The sequence below is a fragment of the Rhodococcus sp. CX genome (assembly GCF_015865005.1).
Lineage (GTDB): Bacteria > Actinomycetota > Actinomycetes > Mycobacteriales > Mycobacteriaceae > Rhodococcus.
In genome coordinates this window covers 52222-71232 of record NZ_JADZGH010000056.1, presented here as the reverse complement: position 1 = coordinate 71232, position 19011 = coordinate 52222, and the positions used below count along the sequence as shown (strand labels likewise).

At 68.0% G+C, this 19011-nt stretch carries 18 protein-coding genes and 1 pseudogene; 9 read left to right on the top strand and 10 right to left on the bottom strand.

Going from position 1 to position 19011, the window contains the following annotated elements; translation table 11 throughout:
- The 4 genes from I0Q12_RS05700 to I0Q12_RS05685 all read left to right on the top strand — a co-directional run.
- Positions 1-124, top strand: a 124-nt coding sequence (locus I0Q12_RS05700) for a 2-oxo acid dehydrogenase subunit E2 (protein ID WP_197251012.1), incomplete at its 5' end; no start/stop codon positions are given.
- Positions 125-298: 174 nt separating this feature from the next.
- Entirely contained in the window at positions 299-1078 is a 780-nt protein-coding gene (lipB, locus tag I0Q12_RS05695; RefSeq protein WP_197251011.1) for a lipoyl(octanoyl) transferase LipB, read from the top strand.
- A gap of 76 nt (positions 1079-1154) precedes the next feature.
- Positions 1155-2165 carry a lipoyl synthase gene (gene lipA, locus I0Q12_RS05690; RefSeq protein ID WP_197251010.1) on the top strand — a complete coding sequence of 337 codons (1011 nt, stop codon included), beginning with the start codon at positions 1155-1157 and terminating at the stop codon, positions 2163-2165.
- A gap of 58 nt (positions 2166-2223) precedes the next feature.
- Positions 2224-2964 (top strand): DUF4191 domain-containing protein, encoded by a 741-nt coding sequence (locus I0Q12_RS05685; protein ID WP_197251009.1) that lies wholly within the window; start codon positions 2224-2226, stop codon positions 2962-2964.
- A 181-nt stretch (positions 2965-3145) separates the two neighbouring features.
- On the opposite strand, the gene I0Q12_RS05680 is transcribed toward I0Q12_RS05685, so the two are convergent.
- Entirely contained in the window at positions 3146-3622 is a 477-nt protein-coding gene (locus tag I0Q12_RS05680; RefSeq protein WP_197251008.1) for an RDD family protein, read from the bottom strand.
- A 211-nt stretch (positions 3623-3833) separates the two neighbouring features.
- Between I0Q12_RS05680 and glnA the strand changes: the two genes are divergently transcribed.
- Positions 3834-5270: a type I glutamate--ammonia ligase gene (gene glnA / locus I0Q12_RS05675; RefSeq protein WP_197251007.1), complete on the top strand. Its 1437-nt coding sequence runs from the start codon at positions 3834-3836 to the stop codon at positions 5268-5270.
- Positions 5271-5423: 153 nt separating this feature from the next.
- Here the strand turns inward: glnA and I0Q12_RS05670 are convergent, their stop codons facing one another.
- The gene (locus I0Q12_RS05670; RefSeq protein ID WP_231610070.1) at positions 5424-6980 is read right to left on the bottom strand and encodes an amino acid permease; all 1557 of its coding nucleotides are present in this window, start codon (positions 6978-6980) and stop codon (positions 5424-5426) included.
- Between the two features lie 218 nt (positions 6981-7198).
- On the opposite strand from I0Q12_RS05670, the gene I0Q12_RS05665 reads away from it, so the two are divergent.
- A complete protein-coding gene (locus tag I0Q12_RS05665; protein ID WP_197251006.1) occupies positions 7199-7708 on the top strand; it encodes an Lrp/AsnC family transcriptional regulator in 510 nt (169 codons plus the stop codon).
- Positions 7709-7791: 83 nt separating this feature from the next.
- On the opposite strand, the gene I0Q12_RS05660 is transcribed toward I0Q12_RS05665, so the two are convergent.
- From I0Q12_RS05660 to I0Q12_RS05645, 4 genes are all read right to left on the bottom strand, one after another.
- On the bottom strand, positions 7792-8880 hold the full coding sequence (locus I0Q12_RS05660) for a Glu/Leu/Phe/Val dehydrogenase dimerization domain-containing protein (protein WP_307846042.1): 1089 nt from the start codon (positions 8878-8880) through the stop codon (positions 7792-7794).
- Positions 8877-12389 carry an indolepyruvate ferredoxin oxidoreductase family protein gene (locus tag I0Q12_RS05655; protein WP_197251005.1) on the bottom strand — a complete coding sequence of 1171 codons (3513 nt, stop codon included), beginning with the start codon at positions 12387-12389 and terminating at the stop codon, positions 8877-8879. Before I0Q12_RS05655 ends, I0Q12_RS05660 begins: the two co-directional genes overlap by 4 nt.
- Positions 12390-12565: 176 nt before the next feature.
- Complete coding sequence (locus I0Q12_RS05650; protein WP_197251004.1) at positions 12566-13015, bottom strand: MarR family transcriptional regulator; 450 nt, start codon at positions 13013-13015, stop codon at positions 12566-12568.
- The gene (locus tag I0Q12_RS05645; RefSeq protein WP_197251003.1) at positions 13012-13638 is read right to left on the bottom strand and encodes a DJ-1/PfpI family protein; all 627 of its coding nucleotides are present in this window, start codon (positions 13636-13638) and stop codon (positions 13012-13014) included. The genes I0Q12_RS05650 and I0Q12_RS05645 overlap by 4 nt, the downstream gene beginning before the upstream one ends.
- Positions 13639-13976: 338 nt before the next feature.
- On the opposite strand from I0Q12_RS05645, the gene I0Q12_RS05640 reads away from it, so the two are divergent.
- From I0Q12_RS05640 to I0Q12_RS05630, 3 genes are all read left to right on the top strand, one after another.
- Positions 13977-14324 carry a PASTA domain-containing protein gene (locus I0Q12_RS05640; RefSeq protein ID WP_197251002.1) on the top strand — a complete coding sequence of 116 codons (348 nt, stop codon included), beginning with the start codon at positions 13977-13979 and terminating at the stop codon, positions 14322-14324.
- A gap of 200 nt (positions 14325-14524) precedes the next feature.
- Positions 14525-15163 (top strand): hypothetical protein, encoded by a 639-nt coding sequence (locus I0Q12_RS05635; protein WP_307846041.1) that lies wholly within the window; start codon positions 14525-14527, stop codon positions 15161-15163.
- On the top strand, positions 15160-15834 hold the full coding sequence (locus tag I0Q12_RS05630; RefSeq protein ID WP_197251001.1) for a hypothetical protein: 675 nt from the start codon (positions 15160-15162) through the stop codon (positions 15832-15834). The genes I0Q12_RS05635 and I0Q12_RS05630 overlap by 4 nt, the downstream gene beginning before the upstream one ends.
- A gap of 27 nt (positions 15835-15861) precedes the next feature.
- On the opposite strand, the pseudogene I0Q12_RS05625 reads toward I0Q12_RS05630, so the two are convergent.
- The 4 genes and pseudogenes from I0Q12_RS05625 to I0Q12_RS05610 all read right to left on the bottom strand — a co-directional run.
- Positions 15862-16059, bottom strand: a pseudogene (locus tag I0Q12_RS05625) (DUF4287 domain-containing protein); the annotation flags it as partial.
- A gap of 65 nt (positions 16060-16124) precedes the next feature.
- The gene (locus tag I0Q12_RS05620; RefSeq protein WP_197251000.1) at positions 16125-16631 is read right to left on the bottom strand and encodes a hypothetical protein; all 507 of its coding nucleotides are present in this window, start codon (positions 16629-16631) and stop codon (positions 16125-16127) included.
- A 43-nt stretch (positions 16632-16674) separates the two neighbouring features.
- Positions 16675-17433, bottom strand: coding sequence for an ABC transporter ATP-binding protein (locus tag I0Q12_RS05615; RefSeq protein ID WP_197250999.1), 759 nt, complete (start codon positions 17431-17433; stop codon positions 16675-16677).
- Positions 17430-19011: dipeptide/oligopeptide/nickel ABC transporter permease/ATP-binding protein (locus I0Q12_RS05610; protein ID WP_231610069.1), on the bottom strand; the 1582-nt coding region annotated here is incomplete at its 5' end. The genes I0Q12_RS05610 and I0Q12_RS05615, both read right to left, overlap by 4 nt.

Genomic DNA, 19011 nt, shown 5'->3' with positions numbered 1-19011 from the left:
GATGTGCTACCTGCCGATGACCTACGATCACCGCCTCATCGACGGCGCCGACGCCGGTCGCTTCCTCACCACGGTCAAGCACCGTCTCGAGGAAGGCGCGTTCGAGGCCGATCTCGGTCTGTGACCCGGTGACCCGTTCCTGCGGGTGACCGAAAGCCTCACGTAGCGGGGCGATGCCGCACCGGCATCGCCCCGCTACGGGTGTTTCCGCGACCGATCGAAGGCGCCCGAGAAATCGTTCCCTCGGCGAAGCGCCTCCCCTTCTGACCGCTCACCGGACGGCGTAGGGTCGACATACATGAGCAGCGCCACAGCTTCCGCCCGACTCGATCCGAATCCCGTCGTCGTTGCCCGCCTGGGGCTGATCGGTTACCTCGAAGCATGGGAGCGTCAGCGTGAACTCGCTGCCGAGCGCGCCGAGGGCATCGGCGCCGACACGCTTCTCCTGCTCGAGCATCCCCCCGTCTACACCGCCGGTCGGCGCACCGAGGACGGCGACCGGCCCAAGGACGGCACACCGGTGATCGACGTCGACCGCGGCGGCAAGATCACCTGGCACGGGCCGGGTCAGCTCGTCGGGTACCCGATCGTGCGGCTCGCCGAGCCGATCGACGTCGTGGACTATGTGCGACGTCTCGAGCAGGCCCTGATCACCGTGTGTACCGACATGGGACTGCGGTGTGGACGCGTCGAGGGCCGTTCCGGGGTGTGGCTGCCCGCCGAACTGCGCGACGGCCGGTGGCTTCCCGAACGCAAGATCGCGGCGATCGGGATCCGGGTCCAGCGCGGCGTCGCGATGCACGGGTTCGCCCTCAACTGCAATTCCGCGCTCGACGCGTTCGACTCCATCGTTCCGTGCGGCATCCGCGACGCGGGCGTCGCGTCGCTGACGGGCGAACTGGGCCGCGACGTCACCGTCGACGAGGTGACCGACGCCGTGACGACCGCGGTCGTCGATGCGCTCGACGGGAAGCTTCCGGTCACCGAGCACGACATCGAGCGGGTCACGTTCGAGCAGGCCGTCGCCGCGTCCGAGCCGCCCGCGCAGCGCCCCGAGTTCACCACCATGCGGTTCTGACGGCTTCCTCGAGGCGGCCCCGGCCGGGCGCTCCCCGGCCGGGGCCGAACCTTTCCCCGGGCGTACGATCGGATCCGTGACTGTGGCCCCAGAAGGACGCAAACTGCTGCGGATCGAGACCCGAAACGCGCAGACGCCGATCGAACGCAAACCGAACTGGATCAAGACCCGGGCGAAAATGGGCCCGGAGTACACCGAGCTCAAGGGCCTGGTGCGCAGCGAAGGTCTGCACACGGTCTGTGAGGAAGCCGGCTGCCCCAACATCTACGAATGCTGGGAGGACCGCGAAGCGACCTTCCTCATCGGCGGCGAGCAGTGCACCCGACGCTGCGACTTCTGCCAGATCGACACCGGTAAGCCCACCGCCCTCGACCGCGACGAACCGCGCCGTGTCGCCGAGTCCGTTCAGGCGATGGGCCTGCGCTACTCGACCATCACCGGTGTCGCCCGCGACGACCTGCCCGACGGCGGCGCCTGGCTCTACGCGGAAACCGTCCGGAAGATCCACGAACTGAACCCGGGCACCGGCGTCGAGAACCTCATTCCCGACTTCAACGGCAAGCCCGAGCTTCTGCAGGAAGTGTTCGAGTCCCGTCCCGAGGTGCTCGCGCACAACGTCGAGACCGTTCCGCGAATCTTCAAGCGGATCCGCCCGGCGTTCCGCTACCAGCGGTCCCTGGACGTGATCACCGCCGCCCGCGAGTTCGGTCTGGTCACCAAGTCCAACCTGATTCTGGGCATGGGTGAGACCCCCGAGGAAGTGACCGAGGCGCTGCACGACCTGCACGACGCCGGCTGCGACATCGTGACCATCACCCAGTACCTGCGTCCGTCCCCGCGGCACCATCCGGTGGAGCGGTGGGTCAAGCCCGAGGAGTTCGTCGCGCACTCGAAGACCGCCGAGGAGATCGGCTTCGCGGGCGTGATGGCCGGACCGCTGGTGCGTTCGTCCTATCGCGCCGGTCGCCTCTACGCGCAGGCGATGGCCCATCACGGCCGCGAGTTGCCCGCGGGCCAGGCGCATCTCGCGCAGGAGGGCACCGCGTCGCAGGAGGCGAGCTCGGTTCTCGCCCGCTTCGGGCAGTAGCCGGAGACGGGACCCGTGGTGGCGAGGACGCCATCACGGGGAACGTATCCTGATAAGCATGGCGAACGGCAGCAAACCCACCAAGGAAGCGAAAGCCGCGGCGAAGGCCGCGCGCAAGCAGGCATCGAAGGAGCGGCGCACGCAGCTCTGGCAGGCCTTCCAGATCCAGCGCAAAGAAGACAAGCTTCTGCTGCCGTGGATGATCGGTGTGCTCGTCGCGTCGATCGTCGTGTTCTTCCTGATCGGCCTGATCTTCGGGCTGCAGTGGTTCTTCCTGCCGATCGGCATCATCGTCGGCGCGCTGCTGGCGTTCATCGTCTTCGGTCGCCGCGTGCAGAAGACCGTCTACGCGAGAGCGGAGGGCCAGGCCGGTGCGGCCGCGTGGGCGCTCGACAACCTTCAGGGCGCGTGGCGCGTGACCCAGGCCGTTGCCGGCACCACCCAGCTCGACGCCGTGCACCGCGTGATCGGTCGTCCCGGCGTCATCCTGGTCGGTGAGGGCTCGCCCGGCCGGGTGAAGGGTCTCATCGCGCAGGAGAAGAAGCGCGTGGCACGACTGGTCGGCGACACCCCGATCTACGAGGTCGTGGTCGGCAACGACGAGGGCCAGGTGGAGCTGTCGCAGTTGCAGAAGCATCTGTCGAAGCTGCCCCGCAACATCGACACCAAGCGCATGGATGCCATCGAGGGCCGACTGTCGGCGCTGAGCACCAAGAAGTCCGGTCCCGCGATGCCGAAGGGTCCGTTGCCGCCCGGCGCGAAAATGCGCAGCGTGCAGCGCACGATCCGCCGACGCTGACGAGAACGCGAACGAGAAGGGCCGCTCCCGATCACGGGAGCGGCCCTTCTCGTTGTGTCAGGTCGTCGTGTCAGGTCGTCTCCGATCCGCGCCTCGGAATCCGTCCACGCTTTCGGAATTCGCCCACGCTGCAGTGTGAGCGACTTCGTACTCACCGCGTCGATTGCCGGGACCGAAAGCCCTAGCGGCTGCGGACGACGGCGGTCTGGGTGGCCCGATCCTGCAGGCCGCGGTTGTCGAGGTCGGTGACCAGCGCGGGGGCGATGAACACGAGGAGCAGCTGACGCGACAGGGCGCGGATGATGCCGACCCGCACCGGAGCGTCGACCCGCGCGACCTGCAGGCCGGCGATGTACTGGCCGGGGGTGAACGAGAACAGCGTCACGCACAGGACGCCGACGACGAACCAGACGATCAGGGTGTAGGCGGACAGGTTCGAGCTCTCGAGCGGGTTCTCGCCGACGAGCAGCATCGCGACACCCATCGCAGTGAACCAGTCGATCATCAGAGCGAGCACACGCTTGCCCGTGGTGGCGAGCGATCCGGGTCCGTTCTGCGGGAGTCCGAGCAGCTGCCCGGGATAGTCCTGCTCGCGCTGCTGGTCCTTCGGCAGTGCCGCCGAGGGACCGGAAAGCCAACTGCCCGTCATCCGTGCCATGCGTCCAGGATAGGCTGTGCACCGCCCTAGAAGGGCGAGCCCGTGTACCGCCGGTGACCTTTACCACAACCTGTGCCCTCACCGCAGGACGACGCGAGGTGTAACACTGGCGAAACATGGGTTTGATGGGCGGGCAACACCGAGTCCATACCGTCTGCATTCGACGCAGGCGCCCATCACACTGGCGCGCACCGACTGAAGGAGCACAAGCGTGGCGTTCACCACGGCCGAAGAGGTCATCAAGTACATCGCGGACGAAAACGTCGAGTACGTCGATATCCGCTTCACCGACCTGCCCGGCATCGAGCAGCACTTCTCGATCCCCGCGAAGGCATTCAACCAGGATGTTTTCGAGGACGGCCTGGCCTTCGACGGATCCTCGGTCCGCGGCTTCCAGTCCATCCACGAGTCGGACATGCTCCTCCTCCCGGACGTAACCACCGCGCGTATCGACCCCTTCCGCGCCGCCAAGACCCTGAACGTCAGCTTCTTCGTCCACGACCCCTTCACCCGCGAGTCCTACTCGCGCGACCCGCGCAACGTCGCCCGCAAGGCCGAGGAGTACCTGAAGTCCACCGGCATCGCCGACACCGCGTTCTTCGGTGCCGAGGCCGAGTTCTACATCTTCGACTCCGTCTCCTACGACTCGAAGATGAACGGCGCGTTCTACGAACTCGACTCGATCTCCGGCTCCTGGAACACCGGCAACGAGTACAACGCCGACGGCACCCCGAACCGCGGCTACAAGGTGCGCCCGAAGGGTGGCTACTTCCCGGTCGCCCCGTACGACCACTACGTCGACCTGCGTGACGAGATCTCCACCAACCTGCAGCTCGCCGGCTTCGAGCTCGAGCGCGGCCACCACGAGGTGGGCACCGGCGGCCAGGCCGAGATCAACTACAAGTTCAACACGCTGCTCGCCGCGGCCGACGACCTGCAGCTGTTCAAGTACATCGTCAAGAACACCGCGTGGAAGAACGGCAAGACCGCCACCTTCATGCCGAAGCCGCTGTTCGGCGACAACGGCTCGGGCATGCACGTCCACCAGTCGCTGTGGAAGGACGGCAAGCCGCTGTTCCACGACGAGGCCGGCTACGCGGGCCTGTCGGACGTCGCCCGCTGGTACATCGGCGGCATCCTGCACCACGCGCCGTCGCTGCTCGCCTTCACGAACCCGACGATCAACTCGTACCACCGCCTGGTTCCGGGCTACGAGGCTCCGATCAACCTCGTGTACAGCCAGCGCAACCGCTCCGCCGCGGTCCGCATCCCGATCACCGGCAACAACCCGAAGGCCAAGCGCCTCGAGTTCCGCGCGCCGGACTCCTCGGGCAACCCGTACCTGAACTTCGCCGCGCAGATGATGGCCGGCCTGGACGGCATCAAGAACAAGATCGAGCCGATGGCTCCGGTCGACAAGGACCTCTACGAGCTCCCGCCGGAGGAGGCCAAGAACATCCCGCAGGCTCCGACGTCCCTCAACGCGGTCATCGACCGTCTCGAGCAGGATCACGAGTACCTCACCGAGGGCGGCGTGTTCACCACCGACCTGATCGAGACCTGGATCTCGCTCAAGCGCGAGCAGGAGATCGCTCCGGTCAACCTGCGTCCGCACCCCTACGAGTTCCAGCTGTACTTCGACTGCTGAGTCGCGTAGGTCGCTGACCACAGCGATTCACGAATCGGTCCGCTCGCCCTCTCCGGGCGAGCGGACCGATTCGTTTTTGCGCAGCTACCCGAACAAGGCTCGTGCGCGTTTCCGGTAGCTGGTGCTACCGGAAACGCGCACGGGTACGGGCGGTTACACCGGTTCGGGTTGCGGGACCTCGCGCGGTTCGGAGACCTGCTCGACCTCGTCGACCCGCTGCTGCTCTGCTCGCAGTCGCTGTCCGAGGACCGACTTGCGGCGACCGTAGGCGAAGTACACCACCACACCGATGGCCATCCAGGCGACGAACCGGATCCAGGTCTCGACGGACAGGTTCAGCATCAGCCAGCCGCAGGCGAGCACCGCGAGGATCGGCACCAGCGGCACCATCGGGACGCGGAAACCGCGCGGCAGGTCCGGACGGATCCGGCGGAGAACCATGACACCGATGCACACGAGCACGAACGCGAACAGCGTGCCGATGTTGACCATTTCCTCGAGCACACCCATCGGGAACACCGCGGCGAGGACGGCGACGACGGCGCCGACGATCAGGGTGATGCGCACGGGGACGCCCTTGTGGTTCGTGGTGGCGAGCTTCTTCGGCATGAGTCCGTCACGGGACATCGCGAACAGCACGCGGGTCTGGCCCAGCATCATCACCATCACGACCGTGGTGAGGCCGGCGAGGCCGCCGATGTTGATGGCCATCTGCGCCCACGTGATGCCGTGTGCCTCGAACGCGGTGGCCAGGGTGGCGCTGCCGTCACCCACGAGGGCGCTGCCGGTCCGCAGATCGGTGTACTTGACCATGCCGGTGAGCACCAGGGTGACGCCGACGTAGAGGACGGTGACGATGGCGAGCGATCCGAGGATGCCGCGCGGAAGCGACTTCTGCGGGTTCTTCGTTTCCTCGGCGGTGGTGGCGACGACGTCGAATCCGATGAAGGCGAAGAACACCAGGCTCGCCGCGGCGAGGAGGCCGTACCAGCCGTAGGTGCTGCCACCGGCGCCGGTCAGCGCCGAGAACAGGGACTGGTGGACGCCGGTCGCGGTGGTCTGCGTTTCCTCGGCCTGCGGAATGTACGGCGCGTAGTTGCTCGCCTTGATGTAGAAGACGCCGACGGCGATCACGAGCAGCACGACCGCGACCTTGATGGCGGTGACGACCGCAGACACCCGCGAGGACACCTTGGTACCGACGGCGAGGATGACGGTGATCGCACCGACGATGAGCAGTGCACCCCAGTCGAATGCGAGGGGCCCGAGATGCATCGTGGTGTGTTCACTGCCGCCGAACAATCCGCCGAGATACATGGACCACCCCTTCGCGACCACGGCGGACGCCAGGGCGAATTCGAGGATCAGGTCCCAGCCGATGATCCAGGCGACGAACTCGCCGAACGTCGCGTACGAGAAGGTGTAGGCGCTGCCGGCGACGGGAACCGTCGAGGCGAACTCCGCGTAACAGAGGGCGGCGAGGCCACAGGTGATGGCGGCGAGAACGAAGGCCAGCGAGATCGAGGGGCCGGCCACGTTCCCGGCGGTGCGGGCGGTGAGGGTGAAGATGCCGGCGCCGACCACGACGGCGACACCGAATACGGTCAGATCTTTCGCGGTGAGTTCACGCTTGAGCCTCGAACCGGGTTCATCGGTGTCCGCGATCGATTGCTCTACAGATTTGGTGCGCCAGATGCCGACTCCGGGCATGTTGTGCTCCTCGGTGTGGGTTGTATTGCCCCACCGGACCTCGTGGGTAGCCGGGGGCGTTCGCTCACAGATGGCGCTTCATGGTGCGTCGATGAGAGATTCTGTGAGCATTTCTATGCAGCAATCATGGCACCAGCGAGAATGGTGTCAATATCTTCTTCAAGAGCTATGCACTATGCTCAACTAGTGACCCGCATCACAGTGGAAAGGATGTCACCGTGCTCAGTCTCGACCGTCTCGACGCGGCCCTGCTCTCCGAGCTCACCGACAACCCTCGCGCCGGGATCGTCGACCTGTCGGCGAAGCTCGGCGTCGCACGCAACACCGTCCAGTCGCGCATCCGGAAGCTCGAGGAGTCGGGAGCCGTGACGGGATACCGGCCGGTCGTCGACCTGCCGAAGCTGGGCCTGCCCCTGCAGGCGTTCATCGGCGCCGAGCTGGTCCAAGCCCGTATGGGCCACGTGATCGCCGAACTGGAACGGTTCCCCGAGGTGCTCGAGGTGCACGCGACCACGGGCCGGGAGGACCTGCTGATCCGCATGGCCGCCCAGTCGCAGGAGAACCTGCTGCAGGTGCTCGAACGCATCCACTCGATCGAAGGCGTCGCACACACCACCACGACGCTGGCCCTGACGACGCCTGTGGCGTACCGGACGCAGCCTCTGCTCGATCAGCTCACCCGCGGTGCCGGGCACGGCCGTTCGACGCCGGTCGCGGACCTTCCCTGACGGCGACACACGGACGGACGCAACGAGGCAGGGGAGCCGCCGTAGCGACTCCCCTGCCTCTGTTTCGTATTACTGCATCGATGTCACGCTGCGTCGATGCGCTGCTCCGCGATCCGGTTCGCGGCGGCGCCGAGCCCGGTGCCCAGAACCCGTGCCATCTCGAAGATCTCGGAGGTGCGGTCGAAGATCGCCTCGACGTCGGAACGCACGGCCGCCGCGTCGAAACCGTCGACCTCGCCCGCCACCTGGATCAGGCCGCCGGCGTTGGCCACGTAGTCGGGCACCCACGTGATCCCCCGCTCCCCCAGCAGGTTTTCGACCTCGGGGGACGCGAGCTGGTTGTTCGCCGCGCCGCACACGAGCCGCGCGTCCAGGGACCGGGCCGTGACCGGCGAGAGCGTGCCGCCCAGCGCACACGGCGCGTAGACGTCCAGCGGCGCCTCGACGACACTGTCGGCGACCCGCACGTTCGGGAAGTCCGCGACGACGCGTTCGATCGCGGCCGGATTCACGTCGGAGACCACCACGTGGGCGCCGTCCGCGGCGAGCAGGTCGACAAGCGAATACCCGACCTTGCCGAGACCCTCGACGCCGACGACACGTCCGTCGAGATTCGGTGCGCCCCAAACGTTCTCGGAACCGGCACGCATCGCCTGGAACACGCCGAGCGCGGTGAGCGGGGAGCTGTCCCCGGATCCACCGGCCGCAACGGTCCGGCCGACCGCGTGGGCGGTGCTGCGGCCGACGACGTCGAGGTCGGAGGCGAAGGTTCCCACGTCGGCGGCGGTGATGTAGCGACCGCCGAGGGAGTCGACGAACCGGCCGTACGCGGCGAGCAGCGCCTCGGTCTTGTCCGTGGTCGGGTCGCCGATGATCACGGCCTTGCCGCCACCGAGGTTGACGCCGGAGACCGCCGCCTTGTAGGTCATTCCCCGCGAGAGGCGCAGCACGTCGTCGAGCGCCTGCCGCTCGTCGGCGTACGGGTAGAAGCGGGTGCCGCCGAGCGCGGGTCCGAGTGCGGTGGAATGGATCGCGATGATCGCGCGGAGCCCGGTCGCGGCGTCCTCACAGAACACGACCTGTTCGTGCGGGCGATCCGACAGGTTGCGGGACCGGCCGAAGACTCCTGCTGCGGTGTCCTCGAGGGGGCGGATGACGGTGGGGGTGCTCACGCGACGGATTCCTTTCGGGCGGTGGGGATCTGGGAGGTTTCGGGGGTCTGTGCCGACGGGGCGTCGATGCCGAGTTCGGCGAGCTGGGCGCGGTAGCGCTCGATCGAGCGCAGCTTGACGTCCTCGTAGCCGCGGACGGTGTCGGCCAGGTCCGCGATGCGGACCGCGCGGTCGTAGGTGTCCTCGTTCAGGTCTGCGGCGAGACCCAGGACGGTGTCGGTGTAGTGCGCGAGCAGCTCGCGTTCGACCTTGCGCACGTGGGCGTAGCCGAAGGGATCGAGCCGGGTTCCGCGCAGCCTCTTGCCCTTCGCCAGGAGACGCAGTGCCACATGGGTTCTGGGTCCGAAACCGACCTTCTTCTTGCGGCCGAGTGCCCGGAGGACCGGCGGGTGCAGGCGGTAGGTCAGGTCCGCTCCGTCGGGCACCTGCGCGTTCACCTCGTCGAGGAAGGCCGGATCGACGAGCATCCGCGCGACCTCGTATTCGTCCTTGTAGGCGGTGAACTTGAACAGCCCGCGGGCGACCGCCTCGGAGAACTCGGTGCGGTCGGTGACGCGACGCTCGGCTTCCCAGACGGACTGCACCTGCTCGATGTACCGGGCGGCCAGGCGGCGGCCCTGGTAGTCGATCAGCGCGGCGGCACGGATCCGGACCAGGCGCAGCACCTCACCGTCGAACGTGGTGCCGGCCAGCAGCTCCTCCGGGACGACGGTCCCGGAACGCTGCGCGCGGACCGGCTCGGTCGCCGCGGCGAACGCGTCGGGATCGGCAACCGCCGCGCGTCCCCAGCGGAACGCCGCGATGTTCGCCGCGACCGCGACACCGTTGAGCTCGATGGCCTCCTCGATGGCCTCCGCGGGGATCGGCAGGCCGCCGAGCTGATGCGCGGCACCGACGACGAGGAAGTTCGCGGCGGCAGTGTTCCCGAACAGGGCCTGTGCGGCGGCGAGGGCGTCGAACGAGGCGAGCCGGGCGGTGGCGGCCTCGAGCCGCGACAGCAGCTGCTCCTCGTCGGGGTGGCGGATCGACCGGTCGTACACCATGTCCCCGGTGGGGGTGCGGCTCGTCGACGCGACCGCGACGGTGGTGGCCGCATCGGCGTAGGCGAGGTTCTTCGCATCGGCCGCGGTGAGCAGGTCGAGGGCCAGCAGGCAGGACGCACCGCCGGTGCCGACGCGGTTGCCCGGTTCGAGCTCGTCGGGGGCGAACCGCAGGTGCGAGACCACCGGTCCGGCCTTCTGGCTCATACCGATCTGGTCGAGGGATTCGACCTCGAAGCCGGCACGCATCGCCGCGGTCGCGAGAACCTGGTTGACGGTGACGATGCCGGTTCCGCCGATTCCGGCGAGAAACACGTTGCGGGTGCCGGCGACCGCCGTCTCGACGTCGGGCACGGCGGGCGGTGTCGGTGCGGTGCGCTTCTCGGTCTTGCGGGTGGGGTCGATCTCGACGGTGACGAACGACGGGCAGTCGCCGTCGAGGCACGAGTAGTCGGTGTTGCAGGAGGTCTGGTCGATGCGGGTCTTCGAACCGAACTCGGTGTCGACGGGCTGCACCGACAGGCAGTTGCTCTTGACGCCGCAGTCGCCGCAGCCCTCGCACACCGCCTCGTTGATCACGACGCGGGTCGTGCGGGTCGGCAGGGTGCCGCGCTTGCGCTGACGTCGCGCGTCGGCGGCGCAGTGCTGGTCGTAGATGAGCACGGTGACGCCAGCAACCTCGCGCAGCACGCGCTGTGCTTCGTCGAGGCGGTCGCGGTGCCAGACCGTGACGCCGCGGGCGAGCTTGCGCTTGCGATGCCGCTTCGGTTCGTCGGAGCAGATGATGATCTGCTTGACGCCCTCGGTGGTGAGCTTGTGGGTGAGCGCGGGAATGGTCAGCGCACCCTCGGCGTCCTGCGCGCCGGTCATGGCGACGACGTCGTTGTAGAGCAGCTTGAAGGTGATGTTCACGCCGGCCGCGACGCACGCCTGGACGGCGAGCTGACCGGAGTGGAAATACGTTCCGTCACCGAGGTTCTGGAACATGTGACCGACGTCGGTGAACGGGGCCTGACCGATCCACTGGGTGCCCTCACCGCCCATCTGGGTCAGCCCGGTGACCGCACTGTCGGCGCGGCCGGACATCGTGACGAGCGCGTGGCAGCCGATGCCGCCGCCGCCGATCGATCCTTCCGGCAGCGCGGTGGAACGGTTGTGCGGGCAGCCGCTGCAGAAGTAGGGAGTGCGGGTGGCCGAGAGCACCTCAAGCGGGAGCTGCGGCAGCGGCGCGGGGCCGAGGTCCACATGCCCCTTCAGGACGCGGCGCAGCGGCCCGCGGATCCGGCCGGCGGTGAGTTCGCCGTCCACCGGGACGAGTCGCCGTCCGTCGGCGTCCTTCTTGCCGACGATGACCGGCGCCGATTCGGTTCCGTAGAGGATCTCGCGGATCTGGGTTTCGACGAAGGCGGTCTTGTCCTCGACGACGACGATGCGCTCGAGCCCGTCGGCGAACTCACGGACCATGTCGGGTCCGATCGGGTACGGCATGCCGATGCGCATCAGCCGGATGCCGGCTTTGTGCAGGTCGGCGTCGGTGACGGACAGGTCGAGCAGGGCCTGCCGCAGCGCGTCGAAGGTGGTGCCGGTCGCGACGAGGCCGATGCGGGCATGGGCGGGATCGACCTCGATGACGTCGAGCGCGTTGGCCTTGCCGTAGGCCTGGACCATCGCCCAGCGCGGCCCGTACAGGTCGGCTTCGGCGATCACACTGTCGACCGGCGCGGCCATCGGGCGCTGCTTGTAGACGAACGGCTTCCCTTCCCAGGAGATTTCGGGAACGGTGATCTCGGTGTCCGCGACCGACCCGTCGACGCTCCAGGCGCCGTCGGCGACATCCGCGACGATCTTGAGTGCGACGACGCACCCCGAGGCCCGCGAGAGGGCGACGCCGTGCAGGCCCATCGTGACGATCTCGGCGGCGTTGCGCGGGAAGAGCACCGGGATGCCGAGGGCGGCCAGGGACCGCTCGCTGACGGCGGGCACGGTCGAGGACTTGGACGCGGGGTCGTCACCGACCATCAGCAGCACACCGCCGGTCGGTGAGACGCCGTACATGTTGGCGTGCCGCAGCGCGTCGGTGGCGCGGTCGAGGCCGGGGCCCTTGCCGTACCAGACGCCGACGACGCCGTCGTGCGTCGGCGTGCCCGCTCCGAGGTCCGCCTGGCTGCCCCACACCGCCGTCGCGGCGAGTTCCTCGTTGAACCCCGGGGTGAACGTGATGTCGTGTTCGGCGAGCACCTTCGGCATGCCGTGCAGCAACTTGTCCAGGCCGCCGAGCGGGCTTCCGGGATACCCGGAGACGAAGGTCGCCACGCGACGGCCCTCGCGGATGTCCCGCACGTGCTGTTCGACGAGCTGCCGGGCAATGGCCTGCACACCCGTGAGCAGGACCGTTCCGGAGCCGGAGCGGTATCGGTCGTTCAGATCATAGGGAAGGCTGTCGCTTTCACGGACCGCGATCTCGGTCATCGCACACCACCGTTCCTTTGCGACATCCGTTGTGCAGTGTCGCTCGAGTCACATCAATTGGTGCAGCAATAATCTCCATTCCTGATTCAATCCGTCAACAGCATCGACAACAACTGAGCATTTTGATCGATTGTGACGCGTACCACACCCCCGTGGTGGTCACGGTGCTCAGAGCACTACCGGGCGACGCCGATCGCGTCGAGTGTCGAGGAGAGCCGTTCGAGGACTCGCACCGTCTCGGCGAAGCCCTCGGCACCGAGCGCGCCGGCCAGCCGCGCGGCGAGTTCGGCGTGTGCCGGACCGATACGTTCGATCGCCGCGCGGCCCGCCGCCGTGGGTGCGACCAGCTTGGCCCGGCGGTGCGCCGGGTTCGGGGTGTACTCCGCGAGCCCCTGATCGACGAGCAGATCCGCGATGCGCTGTACCGACTGCCGCGTGATGCCCATCGCGCGAGCGATTCCGGCGACCGGAAGCGGCTCGTGCAGGACGGCGCCGAGCACCTGCCAGCGGGCCGCGGTCAAACCGGCCGGTTTCGCGAGTTCCTCGGCGGCCGAGAGGAACTGGCCGTTGAGACGGAAGACGCTCAGCGCGGCCCGGCTGAGCAGATCCTGTTCGGCACGGCTCACCGGTCGCCGCCCGCCGCCTCTTCGGCCGCCTCGAGGATCGGGAAGGCGGACGCGTCGGAGTCGTGGAACAGGCGGTACCACGCGTCGAGGACCTCACCCTCGTACACGCCGAGAAGGCCGAAGATCTCGCGGGCGAACGCCACCGGTTCGGTCCCACCGGCGGTGACGAGGATGCCGTCGGTGACGGCATCGGCCTCGACATAGCGACCCGCGCCCCCGTAGCCGGTGGCGGCGAGGTAGAAGGACACGTTGCTGGTGTGATCGCGGTCGTCGAGCAGGCCTTCGCGGGCGAGTCCGGCGGTGGCGCCGCAGATCGCCGCGACGGGCACGCCGGTGTCGAGGAATTCGCGGGCGAGGCGTGCGTACGGGGCCAGTTCGTCGCCGGTATCCCACAGGTCGGCGCCGGGAAGCACGAGCAGGGCGGCGGCGTCGGGGCTGACCTCGTCGAGGGCCAGATCCGGGACGATGCGGATGCCGGCCATGGTCGTGACCGGCTCACGACTCGGCCCGACGGCCCGGATCGTGTAGCCGGCCCGGGCCAGGTGAGCGACGGCATGGCCGGGTTCCCAGTCGGCCAGGGTGTCGTAGACGGCGAGGAACACTGTGCCGAGCGTGGGTGTCATGGCAACCTCCGATGTCGTTCATCGATATGTCAGCATCCTGTCAATTAGACAGGGTGCTGTCAATAACAAGTTGCCGAAGTCCCCGCCACCTCCACAGACCCGGAGGTACGATTTGTGACGTAACGCACATTCGTCGCAACGGCCCGCGACGAATACACCCCGATGAGCACCGGATCGCGTCCACACCTCGGCGGCCACGTCGACAGGCGTGACCCGATCCTTCGGTGCGCATCCGGTTCGCCGCACAGCGCGGGGCACTGCGGCGACCCGCCCCGTCGCCCGGCTTTCCTTGCCGGGTCCGCATTTCGAACCGGCATCGTCTCCGGAAGGACGTTGTCATGCGCAGAACCCTGACCGCCGCGGTTCTCGCGGCCACCGCCGCACTCACCCTCGGCACCGGAGTTGCATCCGCCGAGTGGTTGTACGAGGACATCCTCGTCGTCGGAATCCCCAACGTCGTAGGCATGAGCGAGCAGGACGCCGTCGCCACCCTCGAATCACAGGACATCCCGTACACCATCACCAACAAGTCCGGCAGCGCGCTGACCGTGTGCAACGTCACCGAGCAGCGGGACAAGGGGTTTTACACCGAGATCCGTCCCGAATGGGATTCGACGGACCAGGAATGGGACTACGTCGAGTACAAGATCTGGCGGGGTCTCGGTCTCACCGTCGTCTGTAACTGACGGGCGCACGCCACGTTTGCAGCGTCGGCAGCACACGGCTGCCGGCGCCTTTCGGCGTGGGCAGCTTGCCTGGGTGAGCGGGTTAGGTTTACCTTTACTACTTAAGGTTCACCTTATTCGGACGAACCCGGCGAGCCCGGCCCGCGACACCGTCGCGGAGACCGGACCCGTGCCCCGGAAGCCAACACCAGGAAGCAACAGTGCCCCAATCGAACCGGCCGCCCTCCACCACCGACGAGCCCACCGCGATCGCCGCTGTCCTGCACGTGACGATGGGCACCGAAAACCTCGCCGGCGAACCCGGAACCGGACCCCGCGTCGGTCAGGTCGACGTCTACAACCTCCCCTACGTCGACCTCACGACAGTGCGGGGCCTGATCATCGGCGGCGGTGTCGACCAGATCTTCCTCGAGCGCAACCGAGATCTGCTCACCGGATTCGTCACCCGCGGCGGCCGCGTCGCCGTCATGGGTCACGCGTTGACGGATTTCCTTCCCGGCCTCGGGGTGTGGCGCAAGCTCGCCTACACCGGCCCGAAGGACCTCGCGATCACGCTCGGCGATCCGCACCCGGTGTGGGACGGTGTCGACCCTGCCGACCTGAGTTTTCGCAAGGGCGTCACCGGCTTCTACGCGCGCGGCTACGTCGACAAGATCCCCGACGATGCGATCGTCACGACCCGCATCGGCCGACACGCGCTGCCCCTCGACTTCGTCTACCCGCTCGGCGACGGCCAGGTGCTCGTCCACGGCGGGAACGACCTGACCGGCTGGAAGAACGACCCGAACACGTCCGCGCGGATGACACCGCAACTGATCGATTGGCTGACGCAGCGATGACCACCGCCGAACCCTTCTCCCGCACCGACATCGCACCCCTGCGGAGCCGGCGCCTGGCCATCGTCCACGGCGGGTCCTACCCCCATCTGCAGACGATGAAGGACCCGGCGGTGCTTGCCTACCAGCCGGACTTCCACTACCTGGCCGACCTCGCCGACGGCGATCTCGACGGCTACTCGACGGTGATCGTCGCCGACCGGTTGCATCCCGGACTCGTCGCCCGCCACGCCGATCGGTTCCGCGCGGTCGCCGAGCGCGGCGACACGCTCGTCGTCCTCGGCGAGAACGGCGTCCACACCTGGCTTCCCGGCGTGGAATGGGAACCGCGGCCGACGAACTTCTGGTGGTGGCTCCACGGTGAGGACCCGCTGATCCGCACCCGCAGCCACGACCACGGGGCATGGGCGTACCTGAGCACCAAATCCGTCATCTGGCATCACCACGGGTTGCTCCGCACCGAAGCGGACGTGGTCCCGCTCGTGGTCTCCGAGGAACCCGATGCCGAGGGCAATCCGCACGACGCGGGCATGATGCTCTACGAGGACACCACTTCGACTGCGGGCCGTCTCATCGTCACGACCCTCGATCCGACGTACCACCACGGCAGCAACTTCATGCCGGGCGCGACGCGGTTCCTGTACTCGCTGTTGCGCTGGGTCGACAACACCTGACGCTCCGCGCACGATCGGGCCCGCGTTCTCTTTCAGGGTGTGGGCGACGAGGGCGTTGGCGTGTCCGTGGCCCATGCCGTGGTCGACCTTGAGCCAGTTCACCAATTCCATGTGCTTGGTCAGATCCGACTCGCGGATCATCGTCTTCCACTCCTCGATCGGGCGACCGTATTTCTTCTCGATCGACGGAAAGTACGACTCCGGGCCTTTCGCCTTCTCGGTCATGGGCGAAGATTAACGGGACCGTCGGACATCGTCGGCCCGATCGGTGAAATCCACCGCGGTGCACGTCAGTTCACGATGTCGTAGACCTCGTCCGCGGGTGCAGCGAGCAGCCGATCGGCCATCTCCTGCTTGAGCACCGTCAGGCGTGCTTCCTCGTCGTCGGTGCGGTCGGCCTTGCGCCCGAGGGTGATGAACTCGTCGGTGACGAAGCCGTCGCGGATCTCGAGCCGCACGGTCCGGTCGCGGTAGGTCAGCACGAACACGTACCGCTCCAGCGTCTGCCCGCGATCGCGGCGCTCGAGTTCCGCGTCGACGGTGAACCGCCCGTCGGTCACAGCCCGGGTCACCGCCTCGAACGTGTCGCGCACGCCGGGACCGCGGTGCGCGGTGGCGACGCTGATCTCGCGGCGCTCCGCGGGCGCGTCGGGACTCAGCACCGGCAGCGCGCGTTCGAGGACTTTCACCGCGTGTGCAACTCCGCCCGGGAATCCCGGGCCGTGGTACTTCATGACGTCGTCGACGGTGAAATCGATGACGGTGCCGTTCTCGGCGACGGCGATGGTTTCGGACATCGGGACATCTCCTGGTGTGAGTCGGGTTGCAGCGGAATCGGGTTCAGACACCGGACACGGCACCGACGAGGGCGGCGGTGTATTCGTGTGCCGGGTCGGCGAGAACGGTGTCGGCGCGGCCGGCTTCGACGATGCGCCCGCCCTGCATCACGACGATGTCGCGGCAACTACGGGCGGCCAGCGCCAGATCGTGGGTGATGTGGACGACGGCCATGTTCTCGGAGACGGCGAGTTCGCCCATGAGGTCGACGATCTCGAGTCGCAGCGACGCGTCGAGACCACTGGTCGGTTCGTCGGCGAGCAGCAGTTTCGGCCTGGTCACCAGCGCCCGTGCGAACGCCACCCGCTGACGCTGCCCACCGGACAGCTCGTGCGGGTAGCGCTGCAGGAAGCTCTCGGCGGGACGCAGGTGCACGGATTCGAGCGCCGCGACCGCGGCCTGCCGGCGGCTGTCCCGGTCACCGATACGGTGGATCACCATCGGCTCGGCGACGATGTCCCCCACCCGCAGGGTCGGCGGCAGCGACGCGTACGGGTCCTGGAAGACCAGGTGCATCCCCTTGCGCGCCGCGCGGCGCCGGCGCTGCGGCACCGCGGTCAGGTCGACTCCGTCGAAGACGATCCGTCCCGCGGTCGGGGTCACCAGGCCGGCGACCGCCCGTGCGACGGTGGATTTCCCGGCTCCGGAGCCACCCACCAGCGCGACGGAATCACCGGCGGCGACCTGCAGGGTCACGTCCGTGATCGCGGGCTTGCCGTCGAATGCGACCGAAAGCGATGCGATGTCGAGCAGTGCACTCACGAGAAGACCTCCTGAAGTGACGGACGCAGCCGGGGCGCCGATTCGACGAGTTTGCGGGTGTACGGGTGCGTGGGCGACCCGACGACCTGCTCGGCGGTACCGATCTCGACGAGTTCGCCGTCCTTCATCACCGCGATACGGTCGGCGATTCGCTCGACAACCGGCAGATTGTGGGTGACGATCAGCAACGCGAGGGATCGGCGCACCCGCAGCTCGTCGAGCAGCGCAAGAACCTCGGCCTCGCGCAGCACGTCCAGTCCGCTGGTCGGTTCGTCGGCCACGAGCACGTCCGGTTCGTTGGCGAGCGCCATCGCGATCACGACGCGCTGACGCATGCCGCCCGAGAGCTGGTGCGGGTAGGCGTCGACCCTGTCGGCCTCGAGACCCACGTCGGCCAGGAGCTCGAGGGTGCGTTCCCGCGCCTGGGCTCTCGTGCACGAGCGGTGGGCGAGGACGGCTTCGTCGATCTGGGAGCCGATCGTGTAGACGGGGTCGAGGGCGCTCAGCGCCTCCTGCGGAATCAGGGCGATGCGGTTGCCGCGCAGGCCCCGGAGTTCCGCGGGGCTCATCCCGGCCACGTCGCGGCCGTCGACCCGCACCGCCCCGGAAACGATCTGCGCGGCCGGGGGCAGCAACCCCATCGTGGCCGCCGCGACCGTCGACTTGCCGCTGCCGGATTCCCCGACGAGGGCGACGAGTTCTCCTGCGCCGACGGTGAATCCGACTCCCGTGGCGCCGCGCCCGTCCTGACCGTAGACGACGGTGAGGTCGTCGATCACCAGCGGTGCTCCCGCATCGACATCCGGATCGACCGGAGCCGGTGCGGTGGCGGCCTTCTTCCGGGATCGCTTCGCCGGCAGGAGGATCGGGTGGGATCGCTCCTCGATGGCATTGCCGAGCAACGCGAATGCGAGCACGGTGACGGCGATGGCCACACCCGGCGGGATCACCCACCAGATCCAGGCGTCGGTCAGGAAGGCACTGCGCGCGTGCGCCATCGACAGCATCGATCCCCAGCTCGCGGCGGAGATGTCGCCGAGTCCCAGGAACGCGAGCGATGCTTCGAGCAGCACCGCAGTCTTGATGGTGAGCACGAACTGCGGGACCACCAGCGGCACGACCGACGGGGCGATATGACGCCACAGCACGTACCCGGGACCGGCGCCCATGGCGCGTTCGGCCTGGATGTGATCGCGTTCGCGCAGTGTGAGGACCTGTGCGCGCAATTCGCGGGCCAAACCCGCCCACAACACCGCCGAGATGACCATGATCTGAGTGCGCAGACCGGGTCCGGCGAAGACGCCGATGACGATGGTCAGCGGCAGCACCGGCAGCGCCAGCACGACGTCGACGATGCGCATCAGCACGGTGTCGACGACGCCGCGCGCATATCCTGCGACGACCCCGACGATCGTGCCGACGGCGGTGGCGATCACGGCCGCGACGATCCCGACGAACAGCGAGATGCGGGCGCCGTGGATCAGCATCGACAGCAGGTCGTGGCCGACGTCGTCGGCGCCGAGCCAGTGCTCGGCGGACGGCGCCGCGAACGGGCGCGTCACCCGTTCGGTGGGGTCG

What these genes read in the sequence shown, in the direction of transcription:
- lipB (WP_197251011.1), top strand. Translation starts at nt 299, where the DNA reads ATGAGCAGCGCCACAGCTTCCGCCCGACTCGATCCGAATCCCGTCGTC.
- I0Q12_RS05620 (WP_197251000.1), bottom strand. Translation starts at nt 16,631, where the DNA reads ATGTCCGAAACCATCGCCGTCGCCGAGAACGGCACCGTCATCGATTTC.
- I0Q12_RS05680 (WP_197251008.1), bottom strand. Translation starts at nt 3,622, where the DNA reads ATGGCACGGATGACGGGCAGTTGGCTTTCCGGTCCCTCGGCGGCACTG.
- I0Q12_RS05670 (WP_231610070.1), bottom strand. Translation starts at nt 6,980, where the DNA reads ATGCCCGGAGTCGGCATCTGGCGCACCAAATCTGTAGAGCAATCGATC.
- I0Q12_RS05645 (WP_197251003.1), bottom strand. Translation starts at nt 13,638, where the DNA reads ATGACACCCACGCTCGGCACAGTGTTCCTCGCCGTCTACGACACCCTG.
- I0Q12_RS05685 (WP_197251009.1), top strand. Translation starts at nt 2,224, where the DNA reads ATGGCGAACGGCAGCAAACCCACCAAGGAAGCGAAAGCCGCGGCGAAG.
- I0Q12_RS05630 (WP_197251001.1), top strand. Translation starts at nt 15,160, where the DNA reads ATGACCACCGCCGAACCCTTCTCCCGCACCGACATCGCACCCCTGCGG.
- I0Q12_RS05655 (WP_197251005.1), bottom strand. Translation starts at nt 12,389, where the DNA reads ATGACCGAGATCGCGGTCCGTGAAAGCGACAGCCTTCCCTATGATCTG.
- I0Q12_RS05640 (WP_197251002.1), top strand. Translation starts at nt 13,977, where the DNA reads ATGCGCAGAACCCTGACCGCCGCGGTTCTCGCGGCCACCGCCGCACTC.